Below are 26,339 nucleotides of genomic sequence, written 5' to 3'. Positions count from 1 at the left end.
GGGGGCGCCTGCCGAAGACGCTGTATCCCCTGCAATCGGGCGTCGGCGCGGTGGCCAACGCGGTGTTGTCCGGTCTCGCGGCGTTCCCGCTGGAGGACCTGGAGATGTACTCGGAAGTCCTGCAGGACGGCGCGTTTGACCTGTTTGACGCCGGCAAGCTGCGCTTCGCCTCCAGCTGCTCCATCACCCTGACGCCAGAGCGCGCCAAGACGGTGATGAACAACCTGCCCGACTACCGCCGGCATCTGATCTTGCGTCCGCAGGAGATCTCCAACCACCCGGAGGTCATCCGCCGCCTGGGCGTGATTGCCATGAACACGGCCCTGGAGGTGGACATCTACGGCAACGTGAACTCAACCCATGTCGGCGGCACCGAGATTGTCAACGGCATCGGCGGCTCCGGCGACTTCGCGCGCAACGCCCTGCTGTCTGTGTTCCTGACCAAGTCCACGGCCAAGGGGGGACGGGTCTCGTCCATCGTGCCGATGGTCGCCCATGTGGACCACACCGAGCACGATGTGGACATTGTCGTGACTGAACAGGGGCTGGCGGACCTGCGCGGATTGGCGCCCCGCGAGCGGGCCCAGGTATTGATAGAGCGCTGCGCCCATCCGGCTTACAGAGACGCGCTGGCCGATTACTTCGCGGCCGCGTGCCGGCGCGGCGGCCAGACACCGCACCTGATTGAACAGGCGCTGTCCTGGCACGTCCGCTACCGCAGCGCCGGCACCATGCTGGCCCCGACGCCGCAGGAGGTGTGAGCCATGTCCGCACCCGTTCGCCGCTACACACTGGCCGACGGACGCCTGGTGGAGATTCGCCCCGCCCGCCGCACTCCCGCCGAGCGACGGCGCCTCTGGGAACTGCTGCAGCGCGAATCGCCGGAGAGCCTGTACCTGCGCTTTTTCCGATGCGTCCGTGCACCGGACGAGCGGCTGATCGACAGCCTCCTGCCGCTGCCCAGCCACGCCTCGCTGACGCTCGTGTGCCTGCAGGACGGGCGCATGGTCGGCATCGGCTCCTATCAGGCCGTCGACGCGCAGACGGTGGAACTGGCCGCGCTCGTGGCGGACGCCGAACAGGGCCGTGGCATCGGCAGTTTGCTGTTGAGTGAACTTATGCAATCCGCTGCGGCAAACGGCTATCGCCGCGCGGTTGTGCATGTCCTGTGGGATAACCGGAGAAGTCTGCGGCTGCTGACCAAACACCAGTTCCGGCGCCAGTCTTCCGCCGCCGATTTGTGGGCAGGGGAGGCGGTGCTCACAGCCCCGCTCCAGACCGAAGCCAGGGGATGCACGCGGCCGTCCGGGCGTCGGGAGCCGCAGCGTCCGCTGACGGGCCGCTACGCCGGCTGAACCAGCGGCAGGCGAATGTCGACCGTCGTGCCCTGACCCGGCTGGCTGTCGAAATGGAGGGAGCCCCCGTGCTCCTGAATGATCTTGTGCGAGACGGTCAGGCCAAGCCCGGTGCCGTTGGGTTTCGTGGTCAAAAACGGCTCCCCGATGCGGGCCAGCGCCTGCGGCGGGATGCCGCAGCCCTGGTCCTGGATGCGCACACACACCTGCCCCTCCTGGGCGAGCAGCTGCACGACAATCTTGCCGCCGCCAGGCATCGCCTCGATGGCGTTCTTCAGCAGATTGATGAACACCTGCTGCAGTTGATGGGCGTCGGCCCGCACCAGACCGACCGGATGGGAACTTGACCAGTCGATGCTGACGCCCTGCTTGCGCGCGGGCAGGCTCATCAGCCTGACAGCCAGGTCAATAACCGGCCGGATGTCGAGGACCTGAAAATGCGTTTCCGGCGTGCGCGATAGGTACATGAACTGGTCCACAATCTTGTCAATCCGGTCCAGTTCCGCCACTACCATGTTGAGCACGTCCGCCTGGGCCGGCTCCGTGTCCAATTGCAGCCCCTGCACCGCCATCTTGATGGCCACCAGCGGGTTGCGAATCTCATGGGCGATGCTGGAGGCCAACTGCCCCACCGCGTCCATCCTGTCCAAGCGCCGCAGGTGCTCCTCCGCCCGCTTGCGCTCCGTGATGTCCACGCGAAACGACACGTATTGATACGGTTTCCCGCGCTCGTCCAGCACGGGGACAATTGTGGTGTCCACCCAGTAGTATGATCCGTCCTTGGCCTGGTTGCGGATGTCCCCGCGCCAGATCTGGCCGCGCCCGATGGTGCGCCACATCTGCCGGAAAAATTCCTTCGGATGATATCCCGAGTTGATGATGCGGTGCGTCTGTCCAATCAGTTCGTCTGTAGTATACTTGGAAATATCACAAAACTTCTTGTTCGCGAACGTGATGCGCCCCTGTTTGTCTGTGATGGCGACAATCAGCGTCTCGTCCAGTGCGCGGTTGATGGTGAGCAGCGCGTCCAACGCGCTTTGGAGATTGTTGAGAGCGTCTTGCAGCACGTCTCCCTCGCCCCCCTGTCAGCCGGTGCGGCAGGCCCTCTGCCTCCGTCCGGCTTGATTATACCGTATGGGAGACGGAAAATCTGTGAAAATCCGCCGCCATAGTCCGGTCGGACTAGTTGCACGTTACCATGAAAAATGGCTGTTTCCTGCCTGCGCGGCAGGTTCTGCGTGAGGTACGATGGTGCAAGAAGCGGCGGCGCTCCGCCCCGGTGTCACCCGGGCGGCGGCAGGCCGGGAGGAGATGAACAAAGTGGCGGACCAAGAGAAAAGCCCCGGATTGCGGGTGCTGCTGGTGGACGACCACGCCCTGTTTCGCAAAGGCGTGCAGTCAATCGTCAGCCACATGGAGGGCGTGGCGGCGGTCGTGGAAGCGGAGAACGGACAGCAGGCCATCGAACGGGTGCAGGAGGACGCCCCCGACGTGGTGCTGATGGACATCAACATGCCGGTGTGCGACGGGCTGGAGGCGACGCGAAAGATCAAAGCCCTGTGGCCGGGCGTCCGCATCCTCATCTTGACCGTCAGCGAGGCCGAGTCGATGCTGTTCGACGCCATCAAGGCGGGCGCCGACGGATACGTCCTGAAGACCGCCAGTCCGGCCACGCTGATGGATGCGCTCCAGCGCGTCAGCCGTGGGGAGCCGGTGGTGCCCGCCAACCTGGCGATGCGCATCATCGCCGAGATGTCCACGCCGAGCACGACGGCCGATGCCCGCAGCAACGAGCGCGCCGCAGGCGGACCCAACGGCGTGGACCGGTTGACCGAGCGGGAGATGGACGTGCTGCGGCATCTGAGCACCGGCGCCAGCAACCGGGACATCGCACAAGCGCTGTACATCAGTGAAAACACGGTTCGCAATCACATTCGCAGCATCCTGGAGAAGCTGCATCTGGCCAACCGCGTGCAGGCGGCCGCCTACGCGGTGCGCGAAGGGTATGTGCTGGACCAGGCGGACAAGTGAGGGCGGCGATTCGACCGCCCTCATTCCATGTCAGGACACCGGGTTAACGATGAACTCAACCTCGTCGTCCTGTTCGTTGTACACCACGCGCACCTCGCGCCCTTCCAGAAAGGCGGCGTCCCCGCTGCGCACAAAGTAGCGTGTGCCCTCCTGCTCCACCATCGCGGCGACCGATTTCGGCGTTTCCACGCACACGCCCAGGGCAAAGCCCGGGTCCACGACCGATCCGCCCCCGTACCGCACAAATATGCGCACCGCATCCCCGTCCTGCAGACCGAACTCGCGCCGGAACCACTGCGCCGCTTCCGGTGTGACCATCAGTTTCATCATGGTTAACCTCCCGCTCTCTGCACCCTTGCCGGGCCGCGCGGAGCCGCCGGAGCAAGGCCGGCAGCCATCCCTCTCTGCGGCGGCTGAGGCTATGGAGTCTTCCTTAGATTATAACAGCGCAAGCCTATAATAGAACAGCTGACCAGGCGTCCTGGAGACGTTGCCTATACTGTACGCCAAGGCCCGGACACGCCCCAAGGCACGTCCGAACCGGGCCGGAGCCCCTGCTGGACTAGTCTTGTCGGGCGCTCGCATTTGGTCTGCTCGAGTCTGTGCCGCCGGCCCCGTCTGCGGCATGATGAGGGTGCGCAAGAGGCCCCGCATCAACAACCTTCCCCGAGGAGGCGAACAGTGATGGTCACTTGGCTTCGCAATCATGTGTACGCTCGTTGGCTGCTGACGGTGTTGCGGGTGTGGATTGGTGTCGAGTGGATACGCGCGGCCATGGAGAAAATCGGATCGCCCGCATGGACAGGGGCGAAAGCGGGAACAGCCATCTCCGGTTTCCTGGGCAACGCGGTCAAACTCAGCCAGGGTGAGCATCCAGCGGTGCAGGGCTGGTACGCCTCGTTCCTGCGCGGTTTCGCGCTCCCGCACGCGACCGCTTTCAGCTATCTGGTCAGCTACGGCGAACTCTTGGTGGGCATTGGTCTCGTCCTCGGCTGCTTGACCACCACCGCGGCCTTCTTCGGCGCGGTGATGAACCTGGCCTACCTGCTGGCAGGCACCACCAGCACCAACCCCAACATGCTGGTCTGGCAGGTGCTGCTCCTGGTGGCCGGGTTTAACGCGGCGGCGGTGGGGCTGGACCACTGGCTGATCCCGTACCTGCGGCGAGTAGCAGCCCAATGGACCCGTCATGGCAGCGGCCGTTGGGGCGCGAAACCGCGGCAGAAGGGCAAGACAGCCTGAGGTACGGGGGTTTTAGGAGGACAAGGGCGGCCCGATTCGGCCGCCCCATCGCGCCAAGCGGGTCAGCGGAGAGGTGAAAATATGCGGGTCATGTGGGCCGTTTCCGGCAGAGATTTGAGTGCCCAGGCTGTTCGCACCGTGGAGAACATGTTGCGGACGTCACCAGATACGGAACTCATCATCCTGCATGTGAGCCAGGGACACGCGTCGTTTTACCAGCGCTCCAACCTGGGCAGCACGCTGCACCTGTCGGAGCCGGAGCGAGAAATCGTCGAAGCGCTGCAAAGGCTGGTGCATCAACACTTCTCCCATTGGCCGGGACGGGTTCGGTTTCGTCACGAAATGGGGGTACCGAGCCAAGTCATTGTGAAGGCAGCGCGCGAGGAAGCGGTGGATCTGGTCATCCTCGGTCGGCACGGTCGGGCGCTGGCGGAACGGGTGCCCGTCGGGAGAGTGGCGCGGGCGGTGCTCCAGCACCTGGACGTCGACGTGCTCTTGGTCCGCTAGGGTGCAGGGCATGCGCGGGCCCAGTCCGGAGCCTGTGGGGCGCCGGCGTTGCAAAGACAGACTGCAGCATACGGGAGGAATCCACGATGAACACGGTAATTCTTGCAGTGGACGGATCGAAGCCGTCAGAGAAAGCGGCCGCGTCGGCCGCAGACCTGCTGAAGCATTACCCGGAGGCGCGGTTGATCGTCGTCTACGCCGTCCATCCGGCCGCCTTCGCGGGCGGGGGGCCGGTGCCGCCCAGCGTGTTTGAAATCCTGGACCAGGAGGCGCAGAAGCTTTGGGAGCGCACGCGCAAAGTCCTGGACGGGCTGGAGGAGCGGGCCACGTTCCGCACGCTCACCGGGCATCCGGTCCAGGTCATCTGCAGCCTGGCGGAGCAGGAACACGCGGACCTCATCGTCATGGGTTCCCATGGACGATCCGCCATCGACCGCGTGATTCTGGGCAGCGTCAGCCACGGCGTGTTGAACCGCGCCGCGCGGCCGGTGCTGGTGGTTCGCTGAGAGGGGTCAAGCCCTCGCCTGGATGGGACGCGGACACCAAAGGAGACGATCGACAGCACGAGGAGGTTCGCCAGATGCAAAGGGTATCCCTTGCCTTCCGGGACAAGCAGGTAGAGAGCCTGCTGCAGCACGGACAGGCGAAGTTTGTCCAACTGTCGTTGCGGCCGGGAGAAGAACTGATTCAACACCGGACACCCTTCGCGTTGACGGTCATTGTCGTGTCCGGCGAAATCCGTTTCACGATGGAAGAGGAAGAACGGACCTTGGTAGCCCCGTGCCTGCTCACGGTGGGCGCCGGCGTGGAACACGCCGTCGAGGCGTTGACGACCAGCGTCGTCTTGCTGGTGCTCTCCCCCGAAGCCGGCGCAGACGCCGACACCAGCGCGCGGGTAGCTGACCGTGGACGGGTATTTGACCGTGAATTGGAGCAAGACAACGCCTATCAGCATCCGGAATGGATCCAGCAGATTGCCCCGGAGCTGCGGTCTCTGGTGGAGGACCACATCAGCCTATGCAAAGTCCTGCTTGGACTGGGCGAAAAACCGTCAGTGGCAGACATTCGCCGCGCCCTGCAGGCCGTCGCGGGGGAACTCTGCCGCCACTTCCCCGCCGAGGAGGAGGTCGTGTTCCCGCGCGTGGCCAGCCATGTAGGAGGGGCCGACGTGGGGCCGGTGGCGGGGCTGATGGAAGAACACGCGCACATTCGCCGTCTGCACGGGGAAGCGGAGAATCTGCTGAACGCGTTGCAGCAAGAGCCCGATGCCCACCTGCAGTCCCTGCTGGAGAGCAAGGTCGAGGAGCTGTCCCTGGCGCTGCTCAATCACCTGGGCAAGGAGGACAGCCACCTGTTCCCGATGGCCAGCCGCATCCTGTCCGCGGACGAGAAACAGGCGATTGCGGAGGAACTCCATTACCTGGCCGAACGACATTGAGCCGCGGGCAGAGCTACGGCCGCAACGCGAAGCCAATGCGACTCTACCCGTCGGTCAATCGGCCGGCGTTGCGCTGGGCCTGGCGGAAAATCTGCGCCAGGCTCAGCTTTTTTCGTTCCGGGGCCGGTGATGCCGGGGCTTCCGTCGCCGGCCCAGCTGAAGCTGAAGTGGGGGGCGCAGACTCCGCAGCAGATCCAGGCGCGTCCAGCCGGGCGGCGGAGGCGGCCGGCTCACCCCGGCCATCCTCATCCGCAGATGCGGCAGTCCTGGCTGTTTCGGCTGTGGCAGAATGCGGCGCGCCGGACTCGGATTCGCCGACGTCGTTGGTGGCCGTCTCGTCGTTGTCAGCCGTGGCCGCGGCGTTTGCGTTCACCGCCGGAGCGGCGGTCGCCGGGTACGAATGAGCCTGGGCCGACGGCGCCTGCGGGCTGGGCGCCGCGGCGTTCAGCTGCTGGCGCCCCAGGTGAGTGGTCACGTATTCCGTGATGATGTCGACGACACCCTGGCTGAAGTTGCCCTCATCCTTGAGCCGGTTCAGGTAGTCAATGACCTCGGGTGGCGTTTCGGCCGGGACATAGAGCGTGATGTCCTTGCCAGGACGCACGTAGACGGTGGAGCGGCGCTTTTTCAATCCGCATCCTTCCCGTCCTTGGTCTCAGCGGCCACTGGCTCTACCTCCGGCTCTGCGGCGGCCGCGGCCTGCGGCAGGGTTTCCAGGGCGTGCGAGAGCAGAAGAAAGGTGCCGCGCGCGTTGCGGAACTGACTGTATTCCGCCGCGTCGAAGCGAATCGGTAGGCCCAGTTCCGCGTTCAACTTTTCTATCCATGGCTGGAGCACGATGGCCCCGCCACCGATGAACCAGAACTCGTTGGCGTAGCGCACGTGCTTCCACGCGTTGCGCGCCGACTTGAGCACCTTTTCCGCCAGGATGCGCATGTGCCGGTTCACCAGGTTGGTCATGTCGAACACGACTTTGCCTTCGGCGTAGATCTCGTATTCCTTATGCACCAGCATGTCGGTCAGTTCCGCTGTGCTCGCGATGAGCTCTTCTCCTTCGGCGTTCACTTCGTTGCGGATGCTTTCCAGCGCGTCGTTCAGGTGGATTTTGGTCCCCACAGAGTGTCTCTGGTCCAATTCCAGGCCGGGGCGGAAGAAAGCGATATCCATATCCACGCCGCCCACGTCGGCGATGCCAAACCCCTTGTGCGACAGCGGCGAGTTTGACGTCGCTTCGATGTCGTAGACGCCGGAGACGTCGTCGATCCCGATGTCGACGGGGAGCGAGAATTCCAATTCCACGGTCACACCCTTGTAGACCGGCGTCGTCACGAACGTGACGGAGTGCACCCCGCTGGTGATCTTGGCGGCAAACTCGGCCCGGAACTTGGCGATCTCGCTGATCGGCAGACCGGTACCGAGATACACGTGCGCCTTGATGCGCTTCACTCCGGCGCGAATGTCCGCCTCGTGCTTGTGGGCGACCGCGTAGGCCGCCCCCGTCAGCAGCGTGACCATCGTCTCCGGCCGCTGCGCCTTCTTCTGGGCCGCCTTGTCCCCGACAATCTCGTGGACGACCCCTTCGTCCCCGATGGCCAAGTTGCCCACGTAGACGTGACGGTACTGCTCACTGGTGATGGCGGGAGACGTGATGCGAACGTCGAGAAAGTCCAGCGGGTTCCCCTGTTCGGTGAGGAGAAACCGCTCCCCAACGGGCTGAGAGACCACATTCGGGAAGATGAAGGCGTTCTCGAGTGTGTCGTAGATGCCTTTGATGTGGCTGCTGCCATTGTCCACGGACAATGCAATCGTCGTACTCACTGCTTCCGATTTGGCCAAGTGCGCTCCCCTCTCCAACCCACTGTTCTTACTTTCACAGTATAGGAGATTCTCGTCCACACGCCAACGTACAAATAAAAGCTTTGAAAGTTAGAATTCAAACTTTAAATCTCAGAATCCTACTAGGTTAAACTTTAAACTTTACAGTTCAAACGTTAAACTCTACAGTTTAGAGTGTAAGTCTTAAACTTTAACTCTTGACACTCGTCGGGACACGGAATAAACCAGCGAGTGCGACCCTTCATTCTACTCGAAGCCTTCAAACCATAACCCAACCTGGGACAGCCAACACAGCCGCGCCCAGGTCGGTGTCGTGCGTACATCCGGTGGCCAAGCAGCAAGGACGTGGAGGCCACTGGTCAAACCCGCCAGCTTACTGAGTTTCCCCGTCTCCGAAATCTACTTATGATAGGGCTCCCCGCGCGCAATGCGAATGCCCCGATAGAGTTGCTCCAACAGTACAATGCGTGCCAATGGATGCGGCAAGGTCAGCGGACCAAAACTCCAACACAGCTGGGCGCGCTGCAGCAGGGACGCATCCAAGCCATGCGACCCGCCAATCAGAAACACTATCCTCCCGTACCCGCCTCCGGCCAGGCGCTGGTAGGCACGGCTCCACGCCTCCGATGACAACGCCTCGCCCTGCCTGTCCAACGCCACCACCGCGTCCCGGTCGCGCAGCCGCCGTACCATCCGCTCTCCTTCCACGCGCAGGACACGCAGCCGCTCGCCCTCCCCCGAACCCTCAGGGGCCGGCTCATCCGCCACTTCCTCAATCCGCAGCTGCACATAACCAGAAAGGCGCTTGGCGTACTCCGCCTGCGCCTCCCGCAGATACCGTTCCTTCAACTTACCCACCGCAACCACCACAACCTGCACGGGCTCCGCGCTCCCTCAGTTGAAACACTCGCTCGGCACCGAGAACGGATTGTCCGCACCACTTCCGGAACCCTGAGCGCCCGCGGTCGTGTTCGGGGTCTCCATCTTCCCGAGCGTCACCTTGAACTCCAGCTTCTTATGCCCGCGATACACCGTCAAGGTCACCACCTGCCCTGGTTTCGCCTGGAACAGGTATGTCCGCAGGTCCGGCATCGTCTGCACCGTCCTGCCGTTGATGGCCACGATGACATCGCCCGGCTTCAGCCCCGACCGCTTGGCCGAGGAGGACTGCACCTCCTGCACCAAAATCCCGTAATCCACCGGCACGTCCGGCCACCACTGTTCCGGCACCGCCCGCAGCGAGTAGCCCGCAATGCCGAGCGCCGGGTGGTCAGCGTGGCCGGTCGCGAGGATCTCCGACGCAATCGCCCTCACTTCGTTGGACGGGATCGCAAAGCCCATGCCTTCGACCGTCGGATCCACGACCTTGCTGCTGTTGATGCCAATCACCTGACCGTTAATGTTCAGCAGCGGCCCACCGCTGTTGCCCGGGTTGATGGCCGCGTCCGTCTGAATCACCGCCTGGTAATCCAGCACCTGCTCACCGTCCGGCGTCTGCACCGGCATGATGCGCCGCTTCGCGCTGACAATCCCGGCCGTCACCGAATCGGCAAAGTCCAGCCCCATGGGCGATCCGATGGCAATCGCCGGCTCACCGACCTCAATCTTGTCCGAATTCGCGAACTGTGCGGGCTGGATACCCCGCACATACTTCTCCGGCAACCGCAGCACCGCCAGGTCCGTGAACTCGTCTGTCCCAACCACCTGGGCGGTGACATGCTTGCCCTTGGAAAACACGACCTCCACCTTCGCGCCCCCGTCGACCACATGGTTGTTGGTCACGATGTAGCCGTATTTGCTGTCCTTATGGAACAACAGACCTGTGCCCACGTCGTTCGCTTTCAGCTTCGACTGCTGACTGAAAAAGTCTTCCACCTCTTTGTAGTTGACCACGCCCACCACCGCCGGCTTCGCTCGCTTGACCGCCTGCACGATGCCGTCGTTGACCGACACGTTCACCGACGCAGGCAGGGAAGGGGCCGGACTTCTCGTCGCAGTCGCCGCATCCGCGGTGGTGGTCACCGCTTCCTCACCCCGCAACGCAGGATACGCGGCCAGCGTGGCAACGGATCCCACCAGCGCCGATACCACGATGGCGGCCACCCAGCGCCACGCCCCTGCGGACCTGTCCGCCCGACCCATGTGGAAATCTCCGCTGTCCTTGTAAAAGCCCATCTCCGTCGCCTGCCTTTCCTCCATCTGCCCGCACTACCGACGACCGTGGACCGTTCACTCAAGCGTCGGATGATGTCCCATCCGTTCAGGTCCCGGCATGTTCACTCTCCTTATTATGGTCCTTTCCGTCATATTCCATGTCCCCGCAGCCCAGACGGTGCAACCGTGTCGCCTCTCGGCGGCTGGTCCGGTGCAGGCGAACCCGCTCCCGGCAATCCACACCCATCTCCCCGAGCGCGCTCGACACCGTCAGCTCCGCCAATTCCGGCAGATTGTTCTCCTCGCTCAGGTGGGCCAGGTACACATCCGTCCGCCTGTCCTCCAGCACGTCCAACAGCGCGAACGCCGCGTCGTCATTGGAGAGGTGGCCTTTGTCGCCGAGGATGCGCCGTTTCACACTCCACGGGTAGCGCCCCGCGCGCAGCATCTCTACATCGTGGTTGGCCTCCAGCACGTAAGCGTCACAGCCTTGAATGACCGACTTGATACTGTCGCTCATGTACCCCAAGTCGGTCACCACCGCCAGACTCGCCCCATCGGTGTCAAACCGGTACGCCACCGGCTCCTCGGCGTCGTGCGACACCGCAAACGGGGTCACGCGCAGGTCCTCGATGGAAAACCCCTCACCCGCACGCACCCTGCGCACACGCCCACTCTCCTCCGCGGCGGCCGTCTCCACTGCTGTTGGCCCCAATGCTGCCACCTGGTGCCACGTGCCTTCCGTCGCGTACACAGGCGCCGTGCACGCCCGCAGTACCTGCCGCAGTCCCCGCACATGATCAACATGCTCATGCGTCAGCAACACCGCGTCCAAACCCGCCCACTCAGCGCCGGCCACCGCCTGCATTCGCTGCTGCAGCTGCCTGCCGCTGATGCCCGCATCCAGCAGCACCTGCACCCGGTTCGTTCGTATGTATATCGCGTTGCCAGAGCTGCCGCTCGCTAGCACCGTAAATTCGAGCACTATGTATCCCCCTTTTGCGGCCGCTCCCAGACCTCGTCACAGGTTTAGCTCTCCCGTAAATGCATTGACATAATAGACCCCCGCGTCCGTGACAATCCGCCACACCGGGAACCAGTATCGTTTTCCGCCCCCCGCCGCGGAACCGGAGGGACTCCCCAGGTACCCGAGATCGATTCCGACAATCGTATTATCCTTTTCCTGGCTGGATTTGTCCACCGCATTGGCCAAGCTGTTCAGCGCATCTAACGCCGAGATAATCGGCTTCGGGCTGCTCGTCGCGCGAATCCTGGTCAGCAGCGTCTGCTGGTAGCCGGTCATTCCCTGTTTCGTCGTATCGACTAGCACGCTCGCGTCGAAAATCGGGTACTTTCCCCCATACAGCTGGTCGAACACCAACACGTCCGCCTCCCCGGCGCCCCTGTCCAGTCCGTATGCGCTTCCGTTCACCACGCGCTCCAGAAGCTGCTCCGGATGCCTGCCGTCAAACGGCACCGGCCGTCTGTATGCCACCGTCCAGGTCCCCTGCCCCAGCCCTTTCACCGATCCGTCCGGCCCCGCCACTCGCCCCCTTCCACGCTCTCCCGCTGGCTTGCCGGCAAAGGCCGTCTTCGCCGCTTGGGTGAGACTCGCCCCAGCCAACCGCGCCGAAAACGACGCCATATCCGCATGCTTGGTCGGCACGGAAGCTGCCAGACTGAAATTGTGCTGGGCCAGCAGCGTGCGCGTGTTCGCCAACAAGTCGCTGTATGATTCGCTGTACCCGCGCATCTCCGCTCGTGCGCTGGCGTACTGCCAGCCGAGCAGCACGTCCAGAATGAGAAACATGCCAATCAGCCAGGTCTTCGCCGTCTCCCAGTTCATGGCCGCTTCATCCCCTCCAGCACCTGACCCGAGACCGCGTCGATGACGCCCACGGATACCCCGTCGCGCAGCACCGCAAAGGCCGGTTCCAGCTCCATATGGCCGTCCCCGTCCGGCACAACCCAGTAACCCAGGTGCGCCGTATACGCACTCACCCGCGCCTTCGGCACCACGTCGCGCAGCACCTGGCGCAGCTCGCTCGCCCCCATGACCGTCACCCTTTGCCTCTCCGCGCCAGCCGTCAGGTTGCCCAGCGGCCGCTGGTAATGCACCACATGGCCGCTGTTCACCTCTACCTCCTGTGTCCACTGGTTGCCGAACACCACATAGCCGGCAAATTGGGGCCTCAGCTGGTAGGTGTGTATCCCCGGCAGCGCGTTGTCGTCGCCGTTGAACATTACACCCCCGCTCGCGGCGCCACCGTGGCTGCGGATGTACGAAGTTATCGCCTGCAGTTCCGTGCGCTCCGTGGTTGACGCGGAGGTGTTCGGATCGTCAAAGGTCAGCACGTTGGCCTCTGGATCCCACTGCACGGCCCGCGTCCCGTCGGTCCATATGACCTTGCGCCGGCTCTCCTGGATGCGCGTCAGAGCTCCCGGGTTCACAAAGAAGGAATGCACCAACGGCAGGAGCGGCGGCTTGTCCACGCTGGCAGACAGACGTTCCATCTCCATGCCCTGCGCTGGCAGGTAGGACGTGTTGCCTTGCCCGTCCTGCCAGACGACGGCCGGGTAGCGCTGCACCGAGCCGGCCACCAGCTGCGCAAACCGCTTCCGGTCCACATCCGTCTCCGCCGTATACCCGTCCGATGCGCCCGTTACCATCAGCAGGACCGGCCCACCCGCCGCCGCTTGGTACAATTCCATCGTGTCCCCGGACACAGCCAGCGGCGACAGACGTAGGGCCGGCAGCCAGCGGGAGATGTCCGAGCGCCTCAGTTCCAGGCCAAAGTGGAACACGATGTTCACCGTCGCATGCGCGGGCGGCGCCGACTCGCGGCGTAGGCGCTCGACCTTCAACGAATGCAACACATCCACCCACTGCCGATACACGGCCGATCCTATGGGAATCAAAGCGGCCCCTGCTGGCTTCAAGCGCTGGACGTCGACCTCCACCGGACCCGTTACCTGGTCCGCCTGCGGGTACGGAGACAGGTTCCGCACCGCCGGCGCTGTCAATCCAGGCTCCGGGCTGCTCAACCAGGCCCCGCGCCACAGCAAATAGCTGAGAACCAGGCTGATCAGCACCAGTACGCTCAGCACCAGCGTTTGCAAACGTTTCGCCGTCATGCCGGTTCCCCCTCTGTAAGCGGCAGCAGCAACCACACCTTCGTCCCCCGGCCCAGCTGGCTCTCGATGCCGATGCGGCCTCCGTGCAAATCGATGATCTCCCGCGCCAGCGTGAGACCGAGGCCGGTGCCGCCGCTGCGCCGGGACCTCGCCTTGTCCACCCGGTAGAAGCGCTCGAACACGTGCGGCAGATCACTTTCGGGGATGCCAATCCCGGTGTCTTCCACGCACACGCGCAGCTTATCCTCCTCACGCTCCGCACGCACGCGCACCTGGCCACCGGCGGCCGTGTACTTGAGCGCATTGCCGATGATGTTGTCGAGCACTCGGTCGAGCAGGTCCCTGTCGCCACGAAACTGCAGCTTGGGCACCGGTCGCAGGTCCAGCGCCACCCCTTGCCGTTTCGCCTGCATCTCCAACCGCTGACACGCGGCGGTCAGCCACTCCTGCGCGTCCACCCAGCCCTCCACGTAGCGGATGCCCTGCGTCTCCAGTCCAGAGAGCTGCAGCAGGTCCTGCGTGATGCGCACCATCCGGTCCGCCTCCTGCCTGCACACGTCAAGGAAGGTGTGGCGGGTCTGCTCATCCAGGTCCCCGCTCTCCCCCAGCGCCTCCAGGTACGACTTGATGGTCGTCAGCGGCGTCCGCAACTCGTGCGACACATTCGCCACGAACTCCCGTTGCTTTTGATACAGTCGCTCCTGTTCCGTCACGTCGCGGATGACCGCCACGTACCCATCCGTGTCCGCTTCCCGCTGGATTGCCGTCAGGTGCACGTGCAGCAGCGCCCCGTCCAGTTCCCGCACCCAGTTCCACTCCTCTTGCGTGGGTGTCAGCGACTCCCTGCGCACACCCAGCAGCCTGCCGGCACGGGCGAAATCGTCCGCCCCCCGCGGCAAGCAGCGCAACGCCGCCTCGTTGGCGTAAACCGGACGCAGATCCCGGTCAAAGGTGAGCACACCGTCGCCCATATAGGTGATGATGGCGCGCAACCGCTCCCGCTCGCGCAGGTTTTCCGACAGGGCCGTCTGCAGCTTGTCCGCCAGATCGTTGACCGCGTGGCCCAACTGGCCGAGCTCGTCGTCGCTCACCACCTGCACGCGGCGGCTGAAATCCCCCTGGGCCATGCGCGCCGCCTGCCGGGTCACATCCAAAATCGGGCGTGAAATCGTGCGCGACAGACCAATCCCGAGCAGCGCCGTAAAGGCCAACACCAGTGCGCTCCCGGTGTAGAAGATGGTGGTCACCTGACGCATCGTGGAGTACGTGGTTTGGATGGATACGACATCTTCGAGAATGCCGATGAAGCGGTCGCCTTGAAACAGCGGCATCGCCACCGCCAGCAGGTGTTGGTCCGCGGACGGATCGTAGCGGACGGCGGAAACCGATTGGTGCCCGACCAGCGCCTGGGTGGCCACCGAGTCGATTCGCTTCTGGCCGATGAGCGCGCTGCCGGCGGATGTGTCTTCGACCACGCCCTTGCTGTTGAGGAGGTAAATGGCACCGCCCTGCGGCTGGGGAAAGACAGACAGTAAAGAGGCATCACCCGGCTTGTCCCCGGACCTGTCCCCGCCCGAAGTCAGTTCAGGCTTGACGATGGCGGCGAGCAGAGACACCTGCTTCTGCACGCCGCGCACCTCGTCGCGCACCAGGGAGGCGTTCAAGGTGCGCACAAAGTAGGCGCCTATCAGCTGCAGGGTGAACAGCATTAGGAGCAAATAGATGACGACGAATTTCAGGCGTATGCTCCGCCACATGCACTTACCTCCGCGCGTAATAGCCGACGCCCCGACGGGTCAACACGTACTCGGGGTGGCTTGGGTCCTGCTCCAGTTTCTCGCGCAGCCGGCGCACTGTCACGTCCACCGTGCGCTCGTCCCCCGCGTAGTCGGATCCCCACACCTCGGAGAGCAACTGGTCGCGCGTGAAGACCACGCCCGGCCGGGCGGCCAGCACAGCCAACAGCTCAAACTCGCGGTGTGTCAACGGAATCAGCTCTTCCCCGCGGCGCACCTGGTACTGCTCCAAATCGATGAGGACGTCGCCCAGCGACAGCTGTTCCCCCGCCTGCGCACCCTGGTGCCAGTGTCGGCGCAGGTTCGCCTTCACGCGCGCCAAGAGTTCCCGCGTGCTGAACGGCTTGGTCACGTAGTCGTCAGCCCCGATTTCCAGGCCCACCACCTTGTCCAGCTCCGAGTCCCGTGCCGTGAGCATGATGATGGGCACCATGCTGAACTGGCGCACCTCCTTGCAGACCTCAAAGCCGTCCTTCTCCGGCAGCATCAGGTCCAGCAACATCAGGTCCGGGTTGTGAAGCCTCGCCTTCTCCACGGCGTCCACACCATCGTAGCTGACCATCACCTCATGGCCCTCGCGTTCCAGTGAGAACTTGAGGATGTTCGCAATCGGCTCTTCGTCTTCCACGACCAGGACGAGCGCCACGCGGATGAGCCTCCTTTCCCAAACATCGACTCGCTCCGGCTCCGCACCGCCGCGAGGCATGATTGCCGAGCCGCCGGCGGAGACTAGGCAGCGGAGGTGACAACATGCAGGAACGTACGGTCCTGGCTTCCTTTTTCAGCGAAAGCGACGCACAACGCGCAGCCGCAGCCATTCACAAGCTGGGCGTCGAAACCACTCAAATCGCCCGATTGCACAGCGGCGGCTTCCCGTCTGGGGAACGCCCCGTCCCCATCGCCGGCAAGATAGAGAGCCTGGCGTCCCTCACCCTGCAGGCCAACGCCTCCCGCGACGCCGGTATTCTGCTCTCGGCTGATCCTTCGGCGAGCGGCATGGCCGACACCGCGGAAGGTCCGAGCGTCACCGGGGAGCGCAACTTCTTGTTGACCGTCGTCTGCCCAGAGGAGAAAGTGGAAGCCGTCGTCCAGGTGATCAAGCAGTGCGGCGGCCAAACCTGACGCCGCAGCCCACCGCTCACACGGGCCCGTTCGATCCGTCCGTGTACCACGCCCACACCAGGTCGGGATGCTCGACAATGGCCCGAAACGGGCCCAGATTGGAAAGCAAGAGCTGCGTGTTGGAAACGGTGTCGACCGCATTGGGCTCCTTCAGATAATCGTCCAAATCGAAGGTGGGCGGCCCAAACCACCACGGTTTGAGCGTCACGTAGGCCGTGACGCGGCTGAGCGGCCCCGTCCTGAGCTCCGGCGGTACGTGGTACACGTACGCAAACCGCGCCCAGAACGTCAGCGTCAAGAGCACCAGGCAGACAAACAGCGCGTTCGTCCAGAAGCGGGTGGTCCGCAGCGCTCGCAGCCAACGAACCCGCCAGCGTCGGCGGCGTCTGCGCCGGCGTTGGCGCCGCCGTTTGCGCCGCAGCTGCTCCTGGCGCTCCCTGCGGGTCAACAAAGGCAATGATTCGTCCATCAGTCCGTGTGTACTTTCTCCAGGTTGACAAATTTATTATAGTTTTTCAGAAACACCAGTTCGACCTTGCCTGTGGGGCCATTGCGCTGCTTGGCTATCAGCACCTCGACGATGTTTTTCCGCTCGGACTCCGGATCATAATAATCGTCCCGGTAGAGAAAGGCGACGATGTCGGCGTCTTGCTCGATGCTTCCCGATTCCCGGATGTCCGAGAGCATCGGCCGCTTGTCCTGCCGCTGCTCAACGGATCGGCTCAGCTGGGCGAGCGCCATTACCGGCACCTCCAGCTCCCGCGCCAGCTGCTTGAGCGAACGGGAGATCTCGGAGATCTCCTGCTGCCGGTTGTCGCTGTTCGTGCGCCGGCCGCGAATCAGCTGCAGATAGTCCACGGTCACTAGTCCCAGCCCAACCTGCGACTTCAGCCGCCGCAATTTGCTGCGCATCTCCGGCACGGTGATGCCCGGCGTGTCGTCGATGTAAATGGGCGATCCCGCCAGCGCGCTGACGCCCATCGACAGTTTCGGCCAATCGTCGTCCTCCAGCGTACCGTTGCGCAGCTTGTGACCGTCGATGTACGCCTCTGCGCACAACATCCGCTGCACCAGCTGCTCCTTGGACATTTCAAGGCTGAAAATCGCCACCGGCAACCCTGCCCGCACCGCCACATTCTGGGACACGTTGAGCGCAAAGGCGGTCTTTCCGACCGAGGGGCGGGCCGCCACGATAATCAGATCCGACTTTTGCAATCCGCTCGTCATCCGGTCCAGCTCGCTGTACCCGGTGGGCACGCCAGTGAGCTTGCCTTCGCTGGCGTACAACTGTTCAATGCGCTCAAACGTCGCCTCAAGGACGTCGCTGATGTGGGTGAAGTCGCGCACGCGCCGGTCCTGCGACAACTCGAGGATGCGCCGCTCGGCGTCCGCCAAGACGCTGCCGGCATCCTCCTCGGCCCGGTAGCTGGCTTCGGCGATCTCCTGCGCGGCCGCGATGATGCGCCGCAGCAGCGCCTTCTCACGCACGATGTTAGCATAGTGGCCGACGTGCAACACGGTCGGCATGGCGCCGGCCAACTCGGCCAGGTACTCGACGCCGCCCACGCTTTCCAGTCGGCCTTCCTGCGCCTGCAGGGCGGCTGTGGTAGTCACCACGTCCACCGGCTGCCCTTGTTCATACAGTTGTTGCATGGCCTCGAAGATCAACTGATGAGAGCGCCGGTAAAAGTCGTCCGCTTGCAGCCACTCGGCCGCTTCCGCCACCGCGTCGGCGGAGATCAACATGGCGCCGAGCACGGCCTGCTCGGCCTCAATGTGCTGCGGCGGCAGACGCAGCAGACCGTCCTCCGACCTGCCACTCTGTACAGATACAGATGCTCCTACATCCGGCATGATCGTTCCCCTCACACGCGCGGCTTACGCCTCGGCCTCGACGTGGACCACGACAGTGGCCGCGACTTCCGGATGCAGTTTCACCTCAACCCGCTGCGCACCCAGGTGCTTAATCGGCTCCGGGAGGTGAATCTTTCGCTTGTCGACCTTGTATCCCATGGACGCCAACGCCTCCGCAATGTGCTTCGATGTCACCGCCCCAAACAGGCGCCCGCCTTCTCCCGCCTGTGTCCGCACGACCACCTTCCGCTCATTCAAATCCGCCTGCAGCCGCTTCGCCGCCTCCAATTCCTGGGCCAGTCGTTTCTCCTCCGCCTGCTTGCGCGCCGCCAACGCCTGCAATTCAGCCTCTGTCGCCTCGACCGCGAGCTTCTTCGGAAACAGGAAATTCCGTGCATAGCCCGGCGAGACTTCAATCACTTGACCCTTTTTCCCCTGAGCTTTCACGTCCTGCAGCAATATCACCTTCACAACAGCAAACCCCCTTCACATCCACCTTCCATTCTACCGTCCACAGCCGCAAAACACGATGGCAGAGGTTACACCTTGGGGCTGCGCGGCGATCTCAGGACGTCGAGGATGCCCACCAGCACGTAGAAGTCCGATACCAACCGTACGGAGGCCAACAGCACCAGCAGACTCAGCCAGAGCGCCCGCAGGCGGCTGCCCGCCATTCCCCGGGACAGGCAGACCAACCCCTGCACGCCGATGAAAAAGCCGGCCAAGAACACCACGTTGCGCGCGAACTGCCCCATCAGTGGCAGGGATGAAAAGACACGAAGCAGCACGCAGGCCAACGCCAACAGGTAGACGGTGACGACCGAGCGCGGCAGCCGCCAGCCGGCAAACGCCCCGCCCGCCGGCCGCTGCCGCCTGAGCAGGTAACGCGTGCAACCCCAATAGACGACCACCAACAAAAAGGCCAGCACCACGAGGACCCCAGGCAGCATCACCTGCAACCAGGCGATGGCCGTATCGACGAGCGCACCGCCGCCCGCGCCAGGAATGCCGGCCCCATGGCCACTCCCCAGCCAGCGCATCCACAGTTCGCGCAGCGACTCGAATAGGTCCGCGGAGCGCCCGCCGAGCGATGCCAGAATGGCGAGTTCCAGCATGAGCGTGCTCAGCGTCGCGTTGACCCAAGCCTTGTAGACATTGTCCCGCCGGCCCAGAGCCTCCCCCAGGATGCATGCCAGTGAGATCATCCAAGCGACAAACAGAACCGCCAACCCTCGCAAACCGGATACCAGCAAAGCCAGCCCTGCCAAAACCGCCACCACGACGGCCGGTCCAGGCGAAGCGAGGCAGTACACCATCGTTATCGGGATAGGGAACAGCCACCCGCTCCAAGCGGCACCCACTCGGGTGAGGCTCAGGGCAACCAACCCGACAAACCAGACTCCCGCCCAGACGTACTCGCGGGTCGTGCTGTCGCGCCGGTTCATGCCCTCACCTCTTCACGTCAAAGTGGCGGCGCACCACGTCTAGCTCCGCCAATTCGGACGTGCTGCCCGTCGCGGTGCGCGGGAGTTGGCGGACGACCTCTTGATCCATTTTATCCGGAGGGATGCCTACCTGCTGGCCAATCAGATACGCCGTGCCAACCAGGCCGGCCAGCGCCTGGGAGAACGTGCGCTCGTCCCCTGTCTGAAGTCCTTCGAATAAATCGGTGACGCGACGTAGCACCTCTATCTTCGCGGATTCGATGGAGCGAATTCGACGGGCGATGTGCATATGGGGTTCCATTCTCGCCACGCGCACCCTCCTTCCGGCTCTGTACCTTAACGGCTGCAGTCTGTGTTTTACTTCCACCCGATGCGGAGGAAATCCTGCCAGACAAGCGCCGCGATTCCGACGGCGGTTGGCATAGAAAAAGGGGAACGGTCTACGTTCCCCTTGTATCGTTGTCTGCCGCTTCGTTTCGCCGGCAGCTGGTTTCATTCGGTTGTATACGGCAGCAACGCCACCTGGCGCGCCCGCTTAATCACGACCGTCACCTGGCGCTGATGGCGTGCACAGTTGCCGGTTATCCGCCGCGGCAGGATCTTTCCGCGCTCCGTCAAGAACTTCTGTAGACGCGCGATATCCTTATAGTCCGCCTGGTCAATTTTGTCCACACAAAACTGACACACCTTGCGCCGCTTGCCACCACGACCTCTACGCGGCATTCGTCTTCACCCCCGTCCGCGACCACGGCCCGGCTTCGGGTCGGCTGGTCAGATTTCCGCCTTAAAACGGCAGGTCATCATCCGAGATGTCTATCATCTGACTGTCATCGGCAAACGGATCGTCGTCAAAGCTGGGTGTACGCTGAGCTGCTGGACGATTCCCCATGGTCGCTGCGGCCGCCGGCCGGCTGGGCGCACCCGCCGTATCCGCTCCGCGATCCAAAAAGCGCACGCTCTCCGCCACCACTTCGGCCACGCGCACACGCTGCCCTTCCCGGTTCTCGTAGCTGCGGATCTGCAGACGGCCATCCACCGCCGCCAACCTGCCCTTGTGCAGGTACTGCGCGCAGATCTCTGCCTGCTTCTGCCACACGACGATGTTGATGAAATCCGTCTCGCGCTCCCCGTTCTGGTTGTTGCGCATCCTGTCCACAGCCAGTGTGAAGGAAGCCACTGCGGTGCCGTTGTTGGTGTAGCGCAGTTCGGGATCCGCCGTCAGCCGACCAATCAGAATCACCCGATTCAGCATACCTACCCCTCCACTTGGATCTATTCGCCCAAGCGCACGGTGAGGTATCGAAGCACAGCGTCCTCGATTCTCAGCACGCGCTCCAGCTCCTTGGAGACATCCGTGTCCGCTGTGTAGCGCATGAGCACGTAGTAACCCTCGCGGTACTTCTTGATCTCGTACGCCAGGCGGCGCTTGCCGATTTCCTGCAGTTCGTCAATCTGGCCGCCGCGTTCGCTGACAAGGGCCTGGTATTTGGATACCAGCTCCGACGTCCGCTCCGGCTCAAGGTCGGGGGTCAGCACGTACATGGTCTCATACTGGCGCATGCGAGTCACCTCCTTCTGGACATCGGCCCTGCATCCGCGTGCAGAGCAAGGATAGGCCGTCATTCATGTGGACGTGCCAAGGGTTTATTCTACTACGGCCGCGCTTGGAACACAATATAAAACCCATTCAGACCCCACAAGTTTACATCTTCAACCAGAAGGCACCATCAGACGTTGAAGCGAAAATGCATTACGTCTCCGTCCTGCACGACATAATCCTTGCCTTCCAGGCGCACCTTTCCCGCGTCGCGCGCCGCCGCGAAGGAGCCGGCCTGCACCAGGTCCGCATAGGCGACGACCTCCGCACGAATGAACCCTTTTTCAAAGTCGGAGTGAATCACGCCGGCCGCCTGCGGCGCCCGCGTACCCTGTCGGATGGTCCAGGCGCGCACCTCCGGCTCCCCAGCCGTAAAATATGTGATCAACCCCAACAGGTGATAGGACGCGCGGATGAGCCGATCCAAGCCCGCTTCCGCAAGCCCCAGGTCGGCCAGGAAGGCGCGTCGGTCCTCCCCCTCCAGCTCGGCGATTTCGGCCTCCAACTGAGCGCACACGGGAACCACCTGGGCTCCTTCCGCCGCCGCCCGCTCCTGAACCGTCCGCACGTGGGGGTGGATGTCAGCGTCCGCCAACTCGTCCTCACTCAGGTTGGCCACGTACAGGACCGGCTTTTCAGTCAGCAGATGCAGGTCTCGCAAGAGCGGCGCCTCTTCTTCGGAAAAAGAGCAAGTCCGGGCAGGCTGGCCGGCCTCCAGGTGCTGCCCCAGCCGCTCCAGGGCCGCCGCCTCCAGCACATACCGCTTGTCGCCGCTCTTTTGGTTCTTGCGCGCCCGCTCCAGGCGCCGGTTGACTGTCTCCAGGTCGGCCAGAATCAGTTCCAGGTTGATCACGTCCATGTCCCGCGCCGGGTCCACCTTGCCGCTGACGTGCGTGATCTCCCCGTTTTCGAAACAGCGCACCACGTGCACAATCGCATCCACCTCGCGGATGTGGCCGAGAAACTTGTTTCCCAAGCCTTCCCCGCGGCTGGCCCCGGCCACAAGTCCGGCGATATCCACAAACTCGAACGTCGTGGGCACAATCCGGCGTGGATGAACCACGTCCGCCAGCCGCTGCAGCCGGGAATCCGGCACTTCGACCACGCCGACGTTCGGATCGATGGTGCAAAACGGGTAGTTGGCCGCATCCGCGCCCGCATTGGTAATCGCGTTGAACAGCGTTGATTTGCCTACGTTCGGCAGACCTACAATCCCCGCGCGAAGTGGCATCTCCACACCTCTTTCCATCAGTCCGCTTGGCTCATTATAGGAAATGCAGCCATGGGACACAATAACGCCGAGTATAAATCCCGTTGCTATGGTGCGAACGTGCAAGCGGATCGGAGATGGACGGATTCAGTCCCATGAGACCGCTCGTCAAACCTGTTGATGCCGATAGCCAGCGGCATTGATTTTGGCTATGATGGAGACTAGACGTTCGTGCATGAGGAGGTGTCGGTATGTTGAAGCGGCTCATGCGCAGATTGAAAGGCCGCCGATTGGTTGTACGAGGATTGGCCGCAGAAATGCGTCAGCCGACCTCGAAGCGCGAATTCACGGCTTGCGCCTGAACCTGCGGGCGAACGCGAAGCGCCCCAGGGTGGCGCGCAGTTCTGTCATTCGGTTTACTGGTCTCATGTCATGTGGAGCCCGGGAGCAAGGGCTCCTTTTATTCTGCCTGCTCGTCTTTGGCCGCCAGCACGCGGCGGAACACGCGGTCAAACCGCGCCCTGGGAATCAACACGCTGTGCCCGCACTTCTCACACTTTACGCGAATGTCCATGCCCATGCGAATGATGCGCCAGCGGTTCTCACCGCACGCGTGCGGCTTTTTCAGTTGCACAATGTCCTCCAACCCGTACTCTGCGCTCATGGGTATCCTTCCCTCCCGAGCACACCCTGACGCTGCTCGTCGCCTTGCAGTGTGATCACGGATCTCTGAGCGGGCATGTCAATTCCAGCCTCAGCAAGAGCCTGCGCCGCCCTCTGCAGGGCCAATCTCTGCACGCCAAAGTGGGTGTACGGCGCACATTCGGCCGTGGCACGGAGGAGGATCTGTTGCGCGTCAAGGCTCTGCACCCCAGCAACCTGCACCGGGCCCACCACATCCTGGCTTTCATCCGCCACCCGCCGCATCACATCCTCCAACACGGCCAGTGCGCGGTCGACGTCCGCCATGCGGGAAATCCCGATGTCCACAACGGCGATGCTGTTGTGACGCGAGTGATTCGTCACCTGCTGGATGAGACCGTTCGGGATGATTTCCAGTTCTCCCGTCCACACCCGGACCTGCGTCAGCCGCAGACCCATCTGGACCACCTCTCCGGTGATCCCATTGATGGTCACATAATCCCCCACCGCGTACTGATCCTCAAACAGGATGAAAAAGCCCGTCAGGATGTCCTTGATCAGGCTCTGCGCGCCAAATCCGACGGCCAGGCCCGCGATGCCGGCCCCCGCCAACAGGGCTCCAACATGAAAATTGAACGTCTCGAGGGCGCACAATATCCAGACGAAATACAGAGTGTAGCGGAGGATGTTCTGCATCAACGAGTGCATCGTGCCCTTCCGACGCTCGTCCATTCGTACCGCACGAGAATCGAGCACCCGGTTCAGCACTCGCGAGAGGATGCGGTTAGCCAGCTTCATCACGAAGAACAGGATGACGACCTCGATGATGTGGGTGACGATGTTCAGAGGCGGCTTGAAGAATTCCCCACCATGCTGCTGAAGATACGCACTGACTCGGGTTTCCAAGGCCGAGGACTCGCCTGCCACCAGTCCAACCTCCAAATTCCGGCCGTTCTCACACCGACAGATTTCCTGTACAGATTCCCTGTCTACTATAGCACATCCCGATACATTCAGTCGCGACGCAGCACTTCACAGACAGCGGCCGCCGTATGCACACCAAGCGATCCGGAGGCATGCGCGGCGAGAAACGAGAAGGGCCTCAGGAAGCTCAAGTCGGCCAGCGTCACGGCGCTGAGAAACGCGCAATACATACCGCACCCGGCGCCAATCAACAAGGTCGCCAGCGACCAACCATGAAACCGACCCTTGGTGTCCGGGACACGCCGGTACACGTCCAGTAGGTAGGATATGATGACAAACATCAGAAACACAGCCAGGGTGATGGCTGTCGATAGCAACTCACGCAACAGCGAGATTGCCAGCCATTGCCCCGGCGGATTGTACACGGCCACCGCGCGGGCCGGCAGAAACGCGGACAGCACGGCCATGGAGTTGGGCGGCGCCGCCACCTGCTGAACCATCCAGGCAAAGACACGACTGTTGGGCGGCACCAGAACCCCAGCCAACCAGTCGTCGACTTGTGCCGCCACGTACCCGGCCACCACCATCCCGCCGGCACACAAAAACACCCGCGTGCGCCCGCGGCAACCGAAAAAGACGCTGCACCACGCAATTTCCAGGAACAAGACGAGATCCACCACGTGTCTTCTGCATCCCCTTCGTCGGCTGTGGAGAATCGTGATTGACTACCCTCGCCAGGCTAGGCGGTGAGGTCCATGCCTTGCTAGGTATAGTTGAGATTACGTCGACGTATACTGGGATTATTCCAGCCGAGGGGGATTTGATGTGGACCACAACTCGAATCCCGATCCTGGCTTTGGCCAGTTGTTTCGGGTGGCGTACGACGATGAGCAGGCAGCGGAGCGACTCTGCTGCGTATTGGACAAGGTGTTCGCCACCGCAGAGGATCGCCCCATTGTCCTCGTCTGCGTGGGCACAGACCGCTCCACAGGGGATGCGTTCGGGCCGATTGTGGGTTCACAGTTGCAGGCGTGTGTCAACATGCCGAATGTGACCATCTACGGCACGCTGGACGAGCCGGTCCATGCCGTCAACCTGAGCGATGTGTTGAACCGAATTCACCGCCACCATCTGAACGATCCGTTGATCATCGCCATCGACGCGTGCCTGGGTAAGTTCGAGCATGTGGGCCACATCATCCTGGAGCGCGGTCCGCTCCGGCCAGGCGCAGGCGTGAAAAAGACGCTGCCCGAATTCGGTGCCTACACCCTCACAGGGGTGGTCAACGTCTCCGGTTTTATGGAGTATTTTGTTCTGCAGAACACGCGGTTGGGGATTGTCATGCGGATGTGCGATGTGGTCGTTGAAGCTGTGCGGAGAAGTCTCGCTCGCTTGGCGTCAAGGCGCCAGATCACCATCTGGATGCGACACACCTACAGCGAGACGAACATGGTGCAATGAGTTCAAGCGCCCGCCGGCTGTCCTGCGGCGGGCCCGACGCATTTAACGGTGCACGCTCAACTCACGGCCTTCTATGGCCATTTGCTCCTCCTCAGTGAGCGGATACGTGGAAGTCCCCGACTGCACCGGCTTGGCATAAACCCGAGACTCGTCGCGTCCATAGATGGACGACAGCACGACCCCGTTGCGGTCATCGTCGAGCAACGCCAGCGAAAAACTCAAATTGCTTCCTACATCCGCAAAGGCGTTGAAACGAACCAGCCGCGCGGTCGACAGCTTGCTGGCCAAAGCCTGCCGCAGAGCCCGGTTTTCCTCCGATAGGCGGTCCACCTCCTGCCGCATACGTTTTACCGCCTCGAGGGTCTGTTCATAGACGGCGTCCAGGTCTGCGCTGGAGTGAATCGACTTCCACTTTTGAAACCTTCGCCGCAGACCGGACAGGCGGACTAACGCGACGATGGAGACAATGATGGCCGCAATCGCCAGCACGCCGACCGCACCTGCATAGAGCTCGGCTTCTGTCAATGTGAGCCCGTTCAACAAACCCGTCTTCTCCTCTCTCCCACCGGATGAATCTACAGTATACAACG

At 62.9% G+C, this 26,339-nt stretch carries 33 protein-coding genes; 9 read left to right on the top strand and 24 right to left on the bottom strand.

Features of this window, described 5'->3' with window-relative positions; translation table 11 throughout:
- A partial coding sequence (locus tag ASH01S_RS07950; RefSeq protein ID WP_281178206.1) for an acetyl-CoA hydrolase/transferase C-terminal domain-containing protein occupies window positions 1–761 on the top strand: 761 nt, incomplete at its 5' end.
- Between the two features lie 3 nt (window positions 762–764).
- On the top strand, window positions 765–1,355 hold the full coding sequence (locus ASH01S_RS07945; RefSeq protein WP_067926202.1) for a GNAT family N-acetyltransferase: 591 nt from the start codon (window positions 765–767) through the stop codon (window positions 1,353–1,355).
- Here ASH01S_RS07945 and ASH01S_RS07940 read toward each other — a convergent pair.
- Window positions 1,343–2,422, bottom strand: a complete 1,080-nt coding sequence (locus tag ASH01S_RS07940) for a two-component system sensor histidine kinase NtrB (RefSeq protein ID WP_067926200.1) — start codon at window positions 2,420–2,422, stop codon at window positions 1,343–1,345. The genes ASH01S_RS07945 and ASH01S_RS07940 overlap by 13 nt on opposite strands.
- Window positions 2,423–2,606: 184 nt before the next feature.
- Between ASH01S_RS07940 and ASH01S_RS07935 the strand changes: the two genes are divergently transcribed.
- Window positions 2,607–3,386: a response regulator gene (locus ASH01S_RS07935; RefSeq protein ID WP_245628981.1), complete on the top strand. Its 780-nt coding sequence runs from the start codon at window positions 2,607–2,609 to the stop codon at window positions 3,384–3,386.
- 30 nt (window positions 3,387–3,416) lie between these two features.
- Here ASH01S_RS07935 and ASH01S_RS07930 read toward each other — a convergent pair whose 3' ends face one another.
- Window positions 3,417–3,713 (bottom strand): HesB/YadR/YfhF family protein, encoded by a 297-nt coding sequence (locus ASH01S_RS07930; protein WP_157067051.1) that lies wholly within the window; start codon window positions 3,711–3,713, stop codon window positions 3,417–3,419.
- 357 nt (window positions 3,714–4,070) lie between these two features.
- On the opposite strand from ASH01S_RS07930, the gene ASH01S_RS07920 reads away from it, so the two are divergent.
- From ASH01S_RS07920 to ASH01S_RS07905, 4 genes are all read left to right on the top strand, one after another.
- Window positions 4,071–4,628 (top strand): DoxX family membrane protein, encoded by a 558-nt coding sequence (locus ASH01S_RS07920; protein WP_067926191.1) that lies wholly within the window; start codon window positions 4,071–4,073, stop codon window positions 4,626–4,628.
- Window positions 4,629–4,709: 81 nt separating this feature from the next.
- Complete coding sequence (locus ASH01S_RS07915; protein ID WP_067926189.1) at window positions 4,710–5,135, top strand: universal stress protein; 426 nt, start codon at window positions 4,710–4,712, stop codon at window positions 5,133–5,135.
- An 86-nt stretch (window positions 5,136–5,221) separates the two neighbouring features.
- On the top strand, window positions 5,222–5,641 hold the full coding sequence (locus ASH01S_RS07910) for a universal stress protein (RefSeq protein ID WP_067926186.1): 420 nt from the start codon (window positions 5,222–5,224) through the stop codon (window positions 5,639–5,641).
- A 74-nt stretch (window positions 5,642–5,715) separates the two neighbouring features.
- Window positions 5,716–6,573, top strand: a complete 858-nt coding sequence (locus tag ASH01S_RS07905) for a hemerythrin domain-containing protein (protein WP_067926183.1) — start codon at window positions 5,716–5,718, stop codon at window positions 6,571–6,573.
- A gap of 43 nt (window positions 6,574–6,616) precedes the next feature.
- Here the strand turns inward: ASH01S_RS07905 and ASH01S_RS07900 are convergent, their stop codons facing one another.
- The 9 genes from ASH01S_RS07900 to ASH01S_RS07860 all read right to left on the bottom strand — a co-directional run bounded on the left by ASH01S_RS07900 (window position 6,617) and on the right by ASH01S_RS07860 (window position 16,140).
- Window positions 6,617–7,204, bottom strand: coding sequence for a hypothetical protein (locus tag ASH01S_RS07900; RefSeq protein WP_067926180.1), 588 nt, complete (start codon window positions 7,202–7,204; stop codon window positions 6,617–6,619).
- Window positions 7,201–8,409 (bottom strand): ParM/StbA family protein, encoded by a 1,209-nt coding sequence (locus ASH01S_RS07895; protein WP_067926177.1) that lies wholly within the window; start codon window positions 8,407–8,409, stop codon window positions 7,201–7,203. The genes ASH01S_RS07900 and ASH01S_RS07895 overlap by 4 nt, the downstream gene beginning before the upstream one ends.
- Before the next feature lie 399 nt (window positions 8,410–8,808).
- Window positions 8,809–9,288 carry a 23S rRNA (pseudouridine(1915)-N(3))-methyltransferase RlmH gene (gene rlmH, locus ASH01S_RS07890; RefSeq protein ID WP_067926174.1) on the bottom strand — a complete coding sequence of 160 codons (480 nt, stop codon included), beginning with the start codon at window positions 9,286–9,288 and terminating at the stop codon, window positions 8,809–8,811.
- A gap of 15 nt (window positions 9,289–9,303) precedes the next feature.
- Window positions 9,304–10,608 carry a S1C family serine protease gene (locus ASH01S_RS07885; RefSeq protein WP_245628980.1) on the bottom strand — a complete coding sequence of 435 codons (1,305 nt, stop codon included), beginning with the start codon at window positions 10,606–10,608 and terminating at the stop codon, window positions 9,304–9,306.
- Window positions 10,609–10,669: 61 nt separating this feature from the next.
- Window positions 10,670–11,548 carry an MBL fold metallo-hydrolase gene (locus ASH01S_RS07880; RefSeq protein ID WP_083516933.1) on the bottom strand — a complete coding sequence of 293 codons (879 nt, stop codon included), beginning with the start codon at window positions 11,546–11,548 and terminating at the stop codon, window positions 10,670–10,672.
- Between the two features lie 36 nt (window positions 11,549–11,584).
- A complete protein-coding gene (yycI, locus tag ASH01S_RS07875; protein ID WP_067926171.1) occupies window positions 11,585–12,409 on the bottom strand; it encodes a two-component system regulatory protein YycI in 825 nt (274 codons plus the stop codon).
- Window positions 12,406–13,698 carry a two-component system activity regulator YycH gene (locus ASH01S_RS07870; RefSeq protein ID WP_067926168.1) on the bottom strand — a complete coding sequence of 431 codons (1,293 nt, stop codon included), beginning with the start codon at window positions 13,696–13,698 and terminating at the stop codon, window positions 12,406–12,408. The genes yycI and ASH01S_RS07870 overlap by 4 nt, the downstream gene beginning before the upstream one ends.
- On the bottom strand, window positions 13,695–15,455 hold the full coding sequence (locus ASH01S_RS07865) for an ATP-binding protein (RefSeq protein ID WP_067926165.1): 1,761 nt from the start codon (window positions 15,453–15,455) through the stop codon (window positions 13,695–13,697). Before ASH01S_RS07865 ends, ASH01S_RS07870 begins: the two co-directional genes overlap by 4 nt.
- A gap of 4 nt (window positions 15,456–15,459) precedes the next feature.
- Window positions 15,460–16,140 carry a response regulator gene (locus ASH01S_RS07860; protein ID WP_067926162.1) on the bottom strand — a complete coding sequence of 227 codons (681 nt, stop codon included), beginning with the start codon at window positions 16,138–16,140 and terminating at the stop codon, window positions 15,460–15,462.
- Between the two features lie 104 nt (window positions 16,141–16,244).
- Here ASH01S_RS07860 and ASH01S_RS07855 point away from each other — a divergent pair, with 104 nt between their 5' ends.
- Entirely contained in the window at window positions 16,245–16,616 is a 372-nt protein-coding gene (locus tag ASH01S_RS07855) for a hypothetical protein (RefSeq protein WP_067926160.1), read from the top strand.
- 16 nt (window positions 16,617–16,632) lie between these two features.
- Here ASH01S_RS07855 and ASH01S_RS07850 read toward each other — a convergent pair whose 3' ends face one another.
- The 12 genes from ASH01S_RS07850 to ASH01S_RS07795 all read right to left on the bottom strand — a co-directional run bounded on the left by ASH01S_RS07850 (window position 16,633) and on the right by ASH01S_RS07795 (window position 24,968).
- A complete protein-coding gene (locus ASH01S_RS07850) occupies window positions 16,633–17,067 on the bottom strand; it encodes a hypothetical protein (protein ID WP_157067050.1) in 435 nt (144 codons plus the stop codon).
- Window positions 17,068–17,084: 17 nt separating this feature from the next.
- Entirely contained in the window at window positions 17,085–18,470 is a 1,386-nt protein-coding gene (dnaB, locus tag ASH01S_RS07845) for a replicative DNA helicase (protein ID WP_067926154.1), read from the bottom strand.
- A 24-nt stretch (window positions 18,471–18,494) separates the two neighbouring features.
- Window positions 18,495–18,941 carry a 50S ribosomal protein L9 gene (gene rplI / locus ASH01S_RS07840; RefSeq protein ID WP_067926151.1) on the bottom strand — a complete coding sequence of 149 codons (447 nt, stop codon included), beginning with the start codon at window positions 18,939–18,941 and terminating at the stop codon, window positions 18,495–18,497.
- A gap of 68 nt (window positions 18,942–19,009) precedes the next feature.
- On the bottom strand, window positions 19,010–19,915 hold the full coding sequence (locus ASH01S_RS07835) for a DUF2232 domain-containing protein (RefSeq protein ID WP_067926148.1): 906 nt from the start codon (window positions 19,913–19,915) through the stop codon (window positions 19,010–19,012).
- A gap of 4 nt (window positions 19,916–19,919) precedes the next feature.
- Complete coding sequence (locus ASH01S_RS18840) at window positions 19,920–20,216, bottom strand: MazG-like family protein (RefSeq protein WP_245628982.1); 297 nt, start codon at window positions 20,214–20,216, stop codon at window positions 19,920–19,922.
- 191 nt (window positions 20,217–20,407) lie between these two features.
- Window positions 20,408–20,638: a 30S ribosomal protein S18 gene (gene rpsR, locus ASH01S_RS07825; RefSeq protein WP_067926144.1), complete on the bottom strand. Its 231-nt coding sequence runs from the start codon at window positions 20,636–20,638 to the stop codon at window positions 20,408–20,410.
- Between the two features lie 61 nt (window positions 20,639–20,699).
- Entirely contained in the window at window positions 20,700–21,167 is a 468-nt protein-coding gene (ssb, locus tag ASH01S_RS07820) for a single-stranded DNA-binding protein (protein ID WP_083516930.1), read from the bottom strand.
- 20 nt (window positions 21,168–21,187) lie between these two features.
- Window positions 21,188–21,475 carry a 30S ribosomal protein S6 gene (gene rpsF / locus ASH01S_RS07815; protein ID WP_067926141.1) on the bottom strand — a complete coding sequence of 96 codons (288 nt, stop codon included), beginning with the start codon at window positions 21,473–21,475 and terminating at the stop codon, window positions 21,188–21,190.
- Window positions 21,476–21,642: 167 nt separating this feature from the next.
- Window positions 21,643–22,743, bottom strand: coding sequence for a redox-regulated ATPase YchF (gene ychF / locus ASH01S_RS07810; RefSeq protein ID WP_067926138.1), 1,101 nt, complete (start codon window positions 22,741–22,743; stop codon window positions 21,643–21,645).
- Window positions 22,744–23,182: 439 nt separating this feature from the next.
- A complete protein-coding gene (locus ASH01S_RS07805) occupies window positions 23,183–23,386 on the bottom strand; it encodes a DUF951 domain-containing protein (protein ID WP_067926136.1) in 204 nt (67 codons plus the stop codon).
- Window positions 23,383–24,291, bottom strand: coding sequence for a mechanosensitive ion channel family protein (locus tag ASH01S_RS07800; protein WP_067926134.1), 909 nt, complete (start codon window positions 24,289–24,291; stop codon window positions 23,383–23,385). Before ASH01S_RS07800 ends, ASH01S_RS07805 begins: the two co-directional genes overlap by 4 nt.
- An 86-nt stretch (window positions 24,292–24,377) precedes the next feature.
- Window positions 24,378–24,968: a hypothetical protein gene (locus ASH01S_RS07795; RefSeq protein WP_067926131.1), complete on the bottom strand. Its 591-nt coding sequence runs from the start codon at window positions 24,966–24,968 to the stop codon at window positions 24,378–24,380.
- A gap of 145 nt (window positions 24,969–25,113) precedes the next feature.
- Here ASH01S_RS07795 and yyaC point away from each other — a divergent pair, with 145 nt between their 5' ends.
- A complete protein-coding gene (yyaC, locus tag ASH01S_RS07790; RefSeq protein ID WP_067926129.1) occupies window positions 25,114–25,749 on the top strand; it encodes a spore protease YyaC in 636 nt (211 codons plus the stop codon).
- Window positions 25,750–25,791: 42 nt separating this feature from the next.
- On the opposite strand, the gene ASH01S_RS07785 is transcribed toward yyaC, so the two are convergent.
- Window positions 25,792–26,292 (bottom strand): DUF4446 family protein, encoded by a 501-nt coding sequence (locus ASH01S_RS07785; RefSeq protein ID WP_067926126.1) that lies wholly within the window; start codon window positions 26,290–26,292, stop codon window positions 25,792–25,794.
- Between the last annotated feature and the right edge of the window lie 47 nt (window positions 26,293–26,339).

The sequence above is a fragment of the Alicyclobacillus shizuokensis NBRC 103103 genome (assembly GCF_001552255.1).
GTDB classification, from domain to species: Bacteria; Bacillota; Bacilli; order Alicyclobacillales; family Alicyclobacillaceae; genus Alicyclobacillus_G; species Alicyclobacillus_G shizuokensis.
Note: the sequence above shows the minus strand (reverse complement) of the source record. Positions and strands in the feature narration are given on the sequence as shown.

Bases quoted from the DNA above. Each gene is read 5' to 3' on its own strand.
- ASH01S_RS07945 (WP_067926202.1), top strand. From the start codon at position 765: ATGTCCGCACCCGTTCGCCGCTACACACTGGCCGACGGACGCCTGGTG.
- ASH01S_RS07930 (WP_157067051.1), bottom strand. From the start codon at position 3,713: ATGAAACTGATGGTCACACCGGAAGCGGCGCAGTGGTTCCGGCGCGAG.
- ASH01S_RS07920 (WP_067926191.1), top strand. From the start codon at position 4,071: ATGGTCACTTGGCTTCGCAATCATGTGTACGCTCGTTGGCTGCTGACG.
- ASH01S_RS07915 (WP_067926189.1), top strand. From the start codon at position 4,710: ATGCGGGTCATGTGGGCCGTTTCCGGCAGAGATTTGAGTGCCCAGGCT.
- ASH01S_RS07910 (WP_067926186.1), top strand. From the start codon at position 5,222: ATGAACACGGTAATTCTTGCAGTGGACGGATCGAAGCCGTCAGAGAAA.
- ASH01S_RS07905 (WP_067926183.1), top strand. From the start codon at position 5,716: ATGCAAAGGGTATCCCTTGCCTTCCGGGACAAGCAGGTAGAGAGCCTG.
- ASH01S_RS07885 (WP_245628980.1), bottom strand. From the start codon at position 10,608: ATGGAGGAAAGGCAGGCGACGGAGATGGGCTTTTACAAGGACAGCGGA.
- yycI (WP_067926171.1), bottom strand. From the start codon at position 12,409: ATGAACTGGGAGACGGCGAAGACCTGGCTGATTGGCATGTTTCTCATT.
- ASH01S_RS07870 (WP_067926168.1), bottom strand. From the start codon at position 13,698: ATGACGGCGAAACGTTTGCAAACGCTGGTGCTGAGCGTACTGGTGCTG.
- ASH01S_RS07865 (WP_067926165.1), bottom strand. From the start codon at position 15,455: ATGTGGCGGAGCATACGCCTGAAATTCGTCGTCATCTATTTGCTCCTA.
- ASH01S_RS07855 (WP_067926160.1), top strand. From the start codon at position 16,245: ATGCAGGAACGTACGGTCCTGGCTTCCTTTTTCAGCGAAAGCGACGCA.
- dnaB (WP_067926154.1), bottom strand. From the start codon at position 18,470: ATGCCGGATGTAGGAGCATCTGTATCTGTACAGAGTGGCAGGTCGGAG.
- ASH01S_RS07835 (WP_067926148.1), bottom strand. From the start codon at position 19,915: ATGAACCGGCGCGACAGCACGACCCGCGAGTACGTCTGGGCGGGAGTC.
- ASH01S_RS18840 (WP_245628982.1), bottom strand. From the start codon at position 20,216: ATGGAACCCCATATGCACATCGCCCGTCGAATTCGCTCCATCGAATCC.
- rpsR (WP_067926144.1), bottom strand. From the start codon at position 20,638: ATGCCGCGTAGAGGTCGTGGTGGCAAGCGGCGCAAGGTGTGTCAGTTT.
- ssb (WP_083516930.1), bottom strand. From the start codon at position 21,167: ATGCTGAATCGGGTGATTCTGATTGGTCGGCTGACGGCGGATCCCGAA.
- rpsF (WP_067926141.1), bottom strand. From the start codon at position 21,475: ATGCGCCAGTATGAGACCATGTACGTGCTGACCCCCGACCTTGAGCCG.
- ychF (WP_067926138.1), bottom strand. From the start codon at position 22,743: ATGCCACTTCGCGCGGGGATTGTAGGTCTGCCGAACGTAGGCAAATCA.
- ASH01S_RS07805 (WP_067926136.1), bottom strand. From the start codon at position 23,386: ATGAGCGCAGAGTACGGGTTGGAGGACATTGTGCAACTGAAAAAGCCG.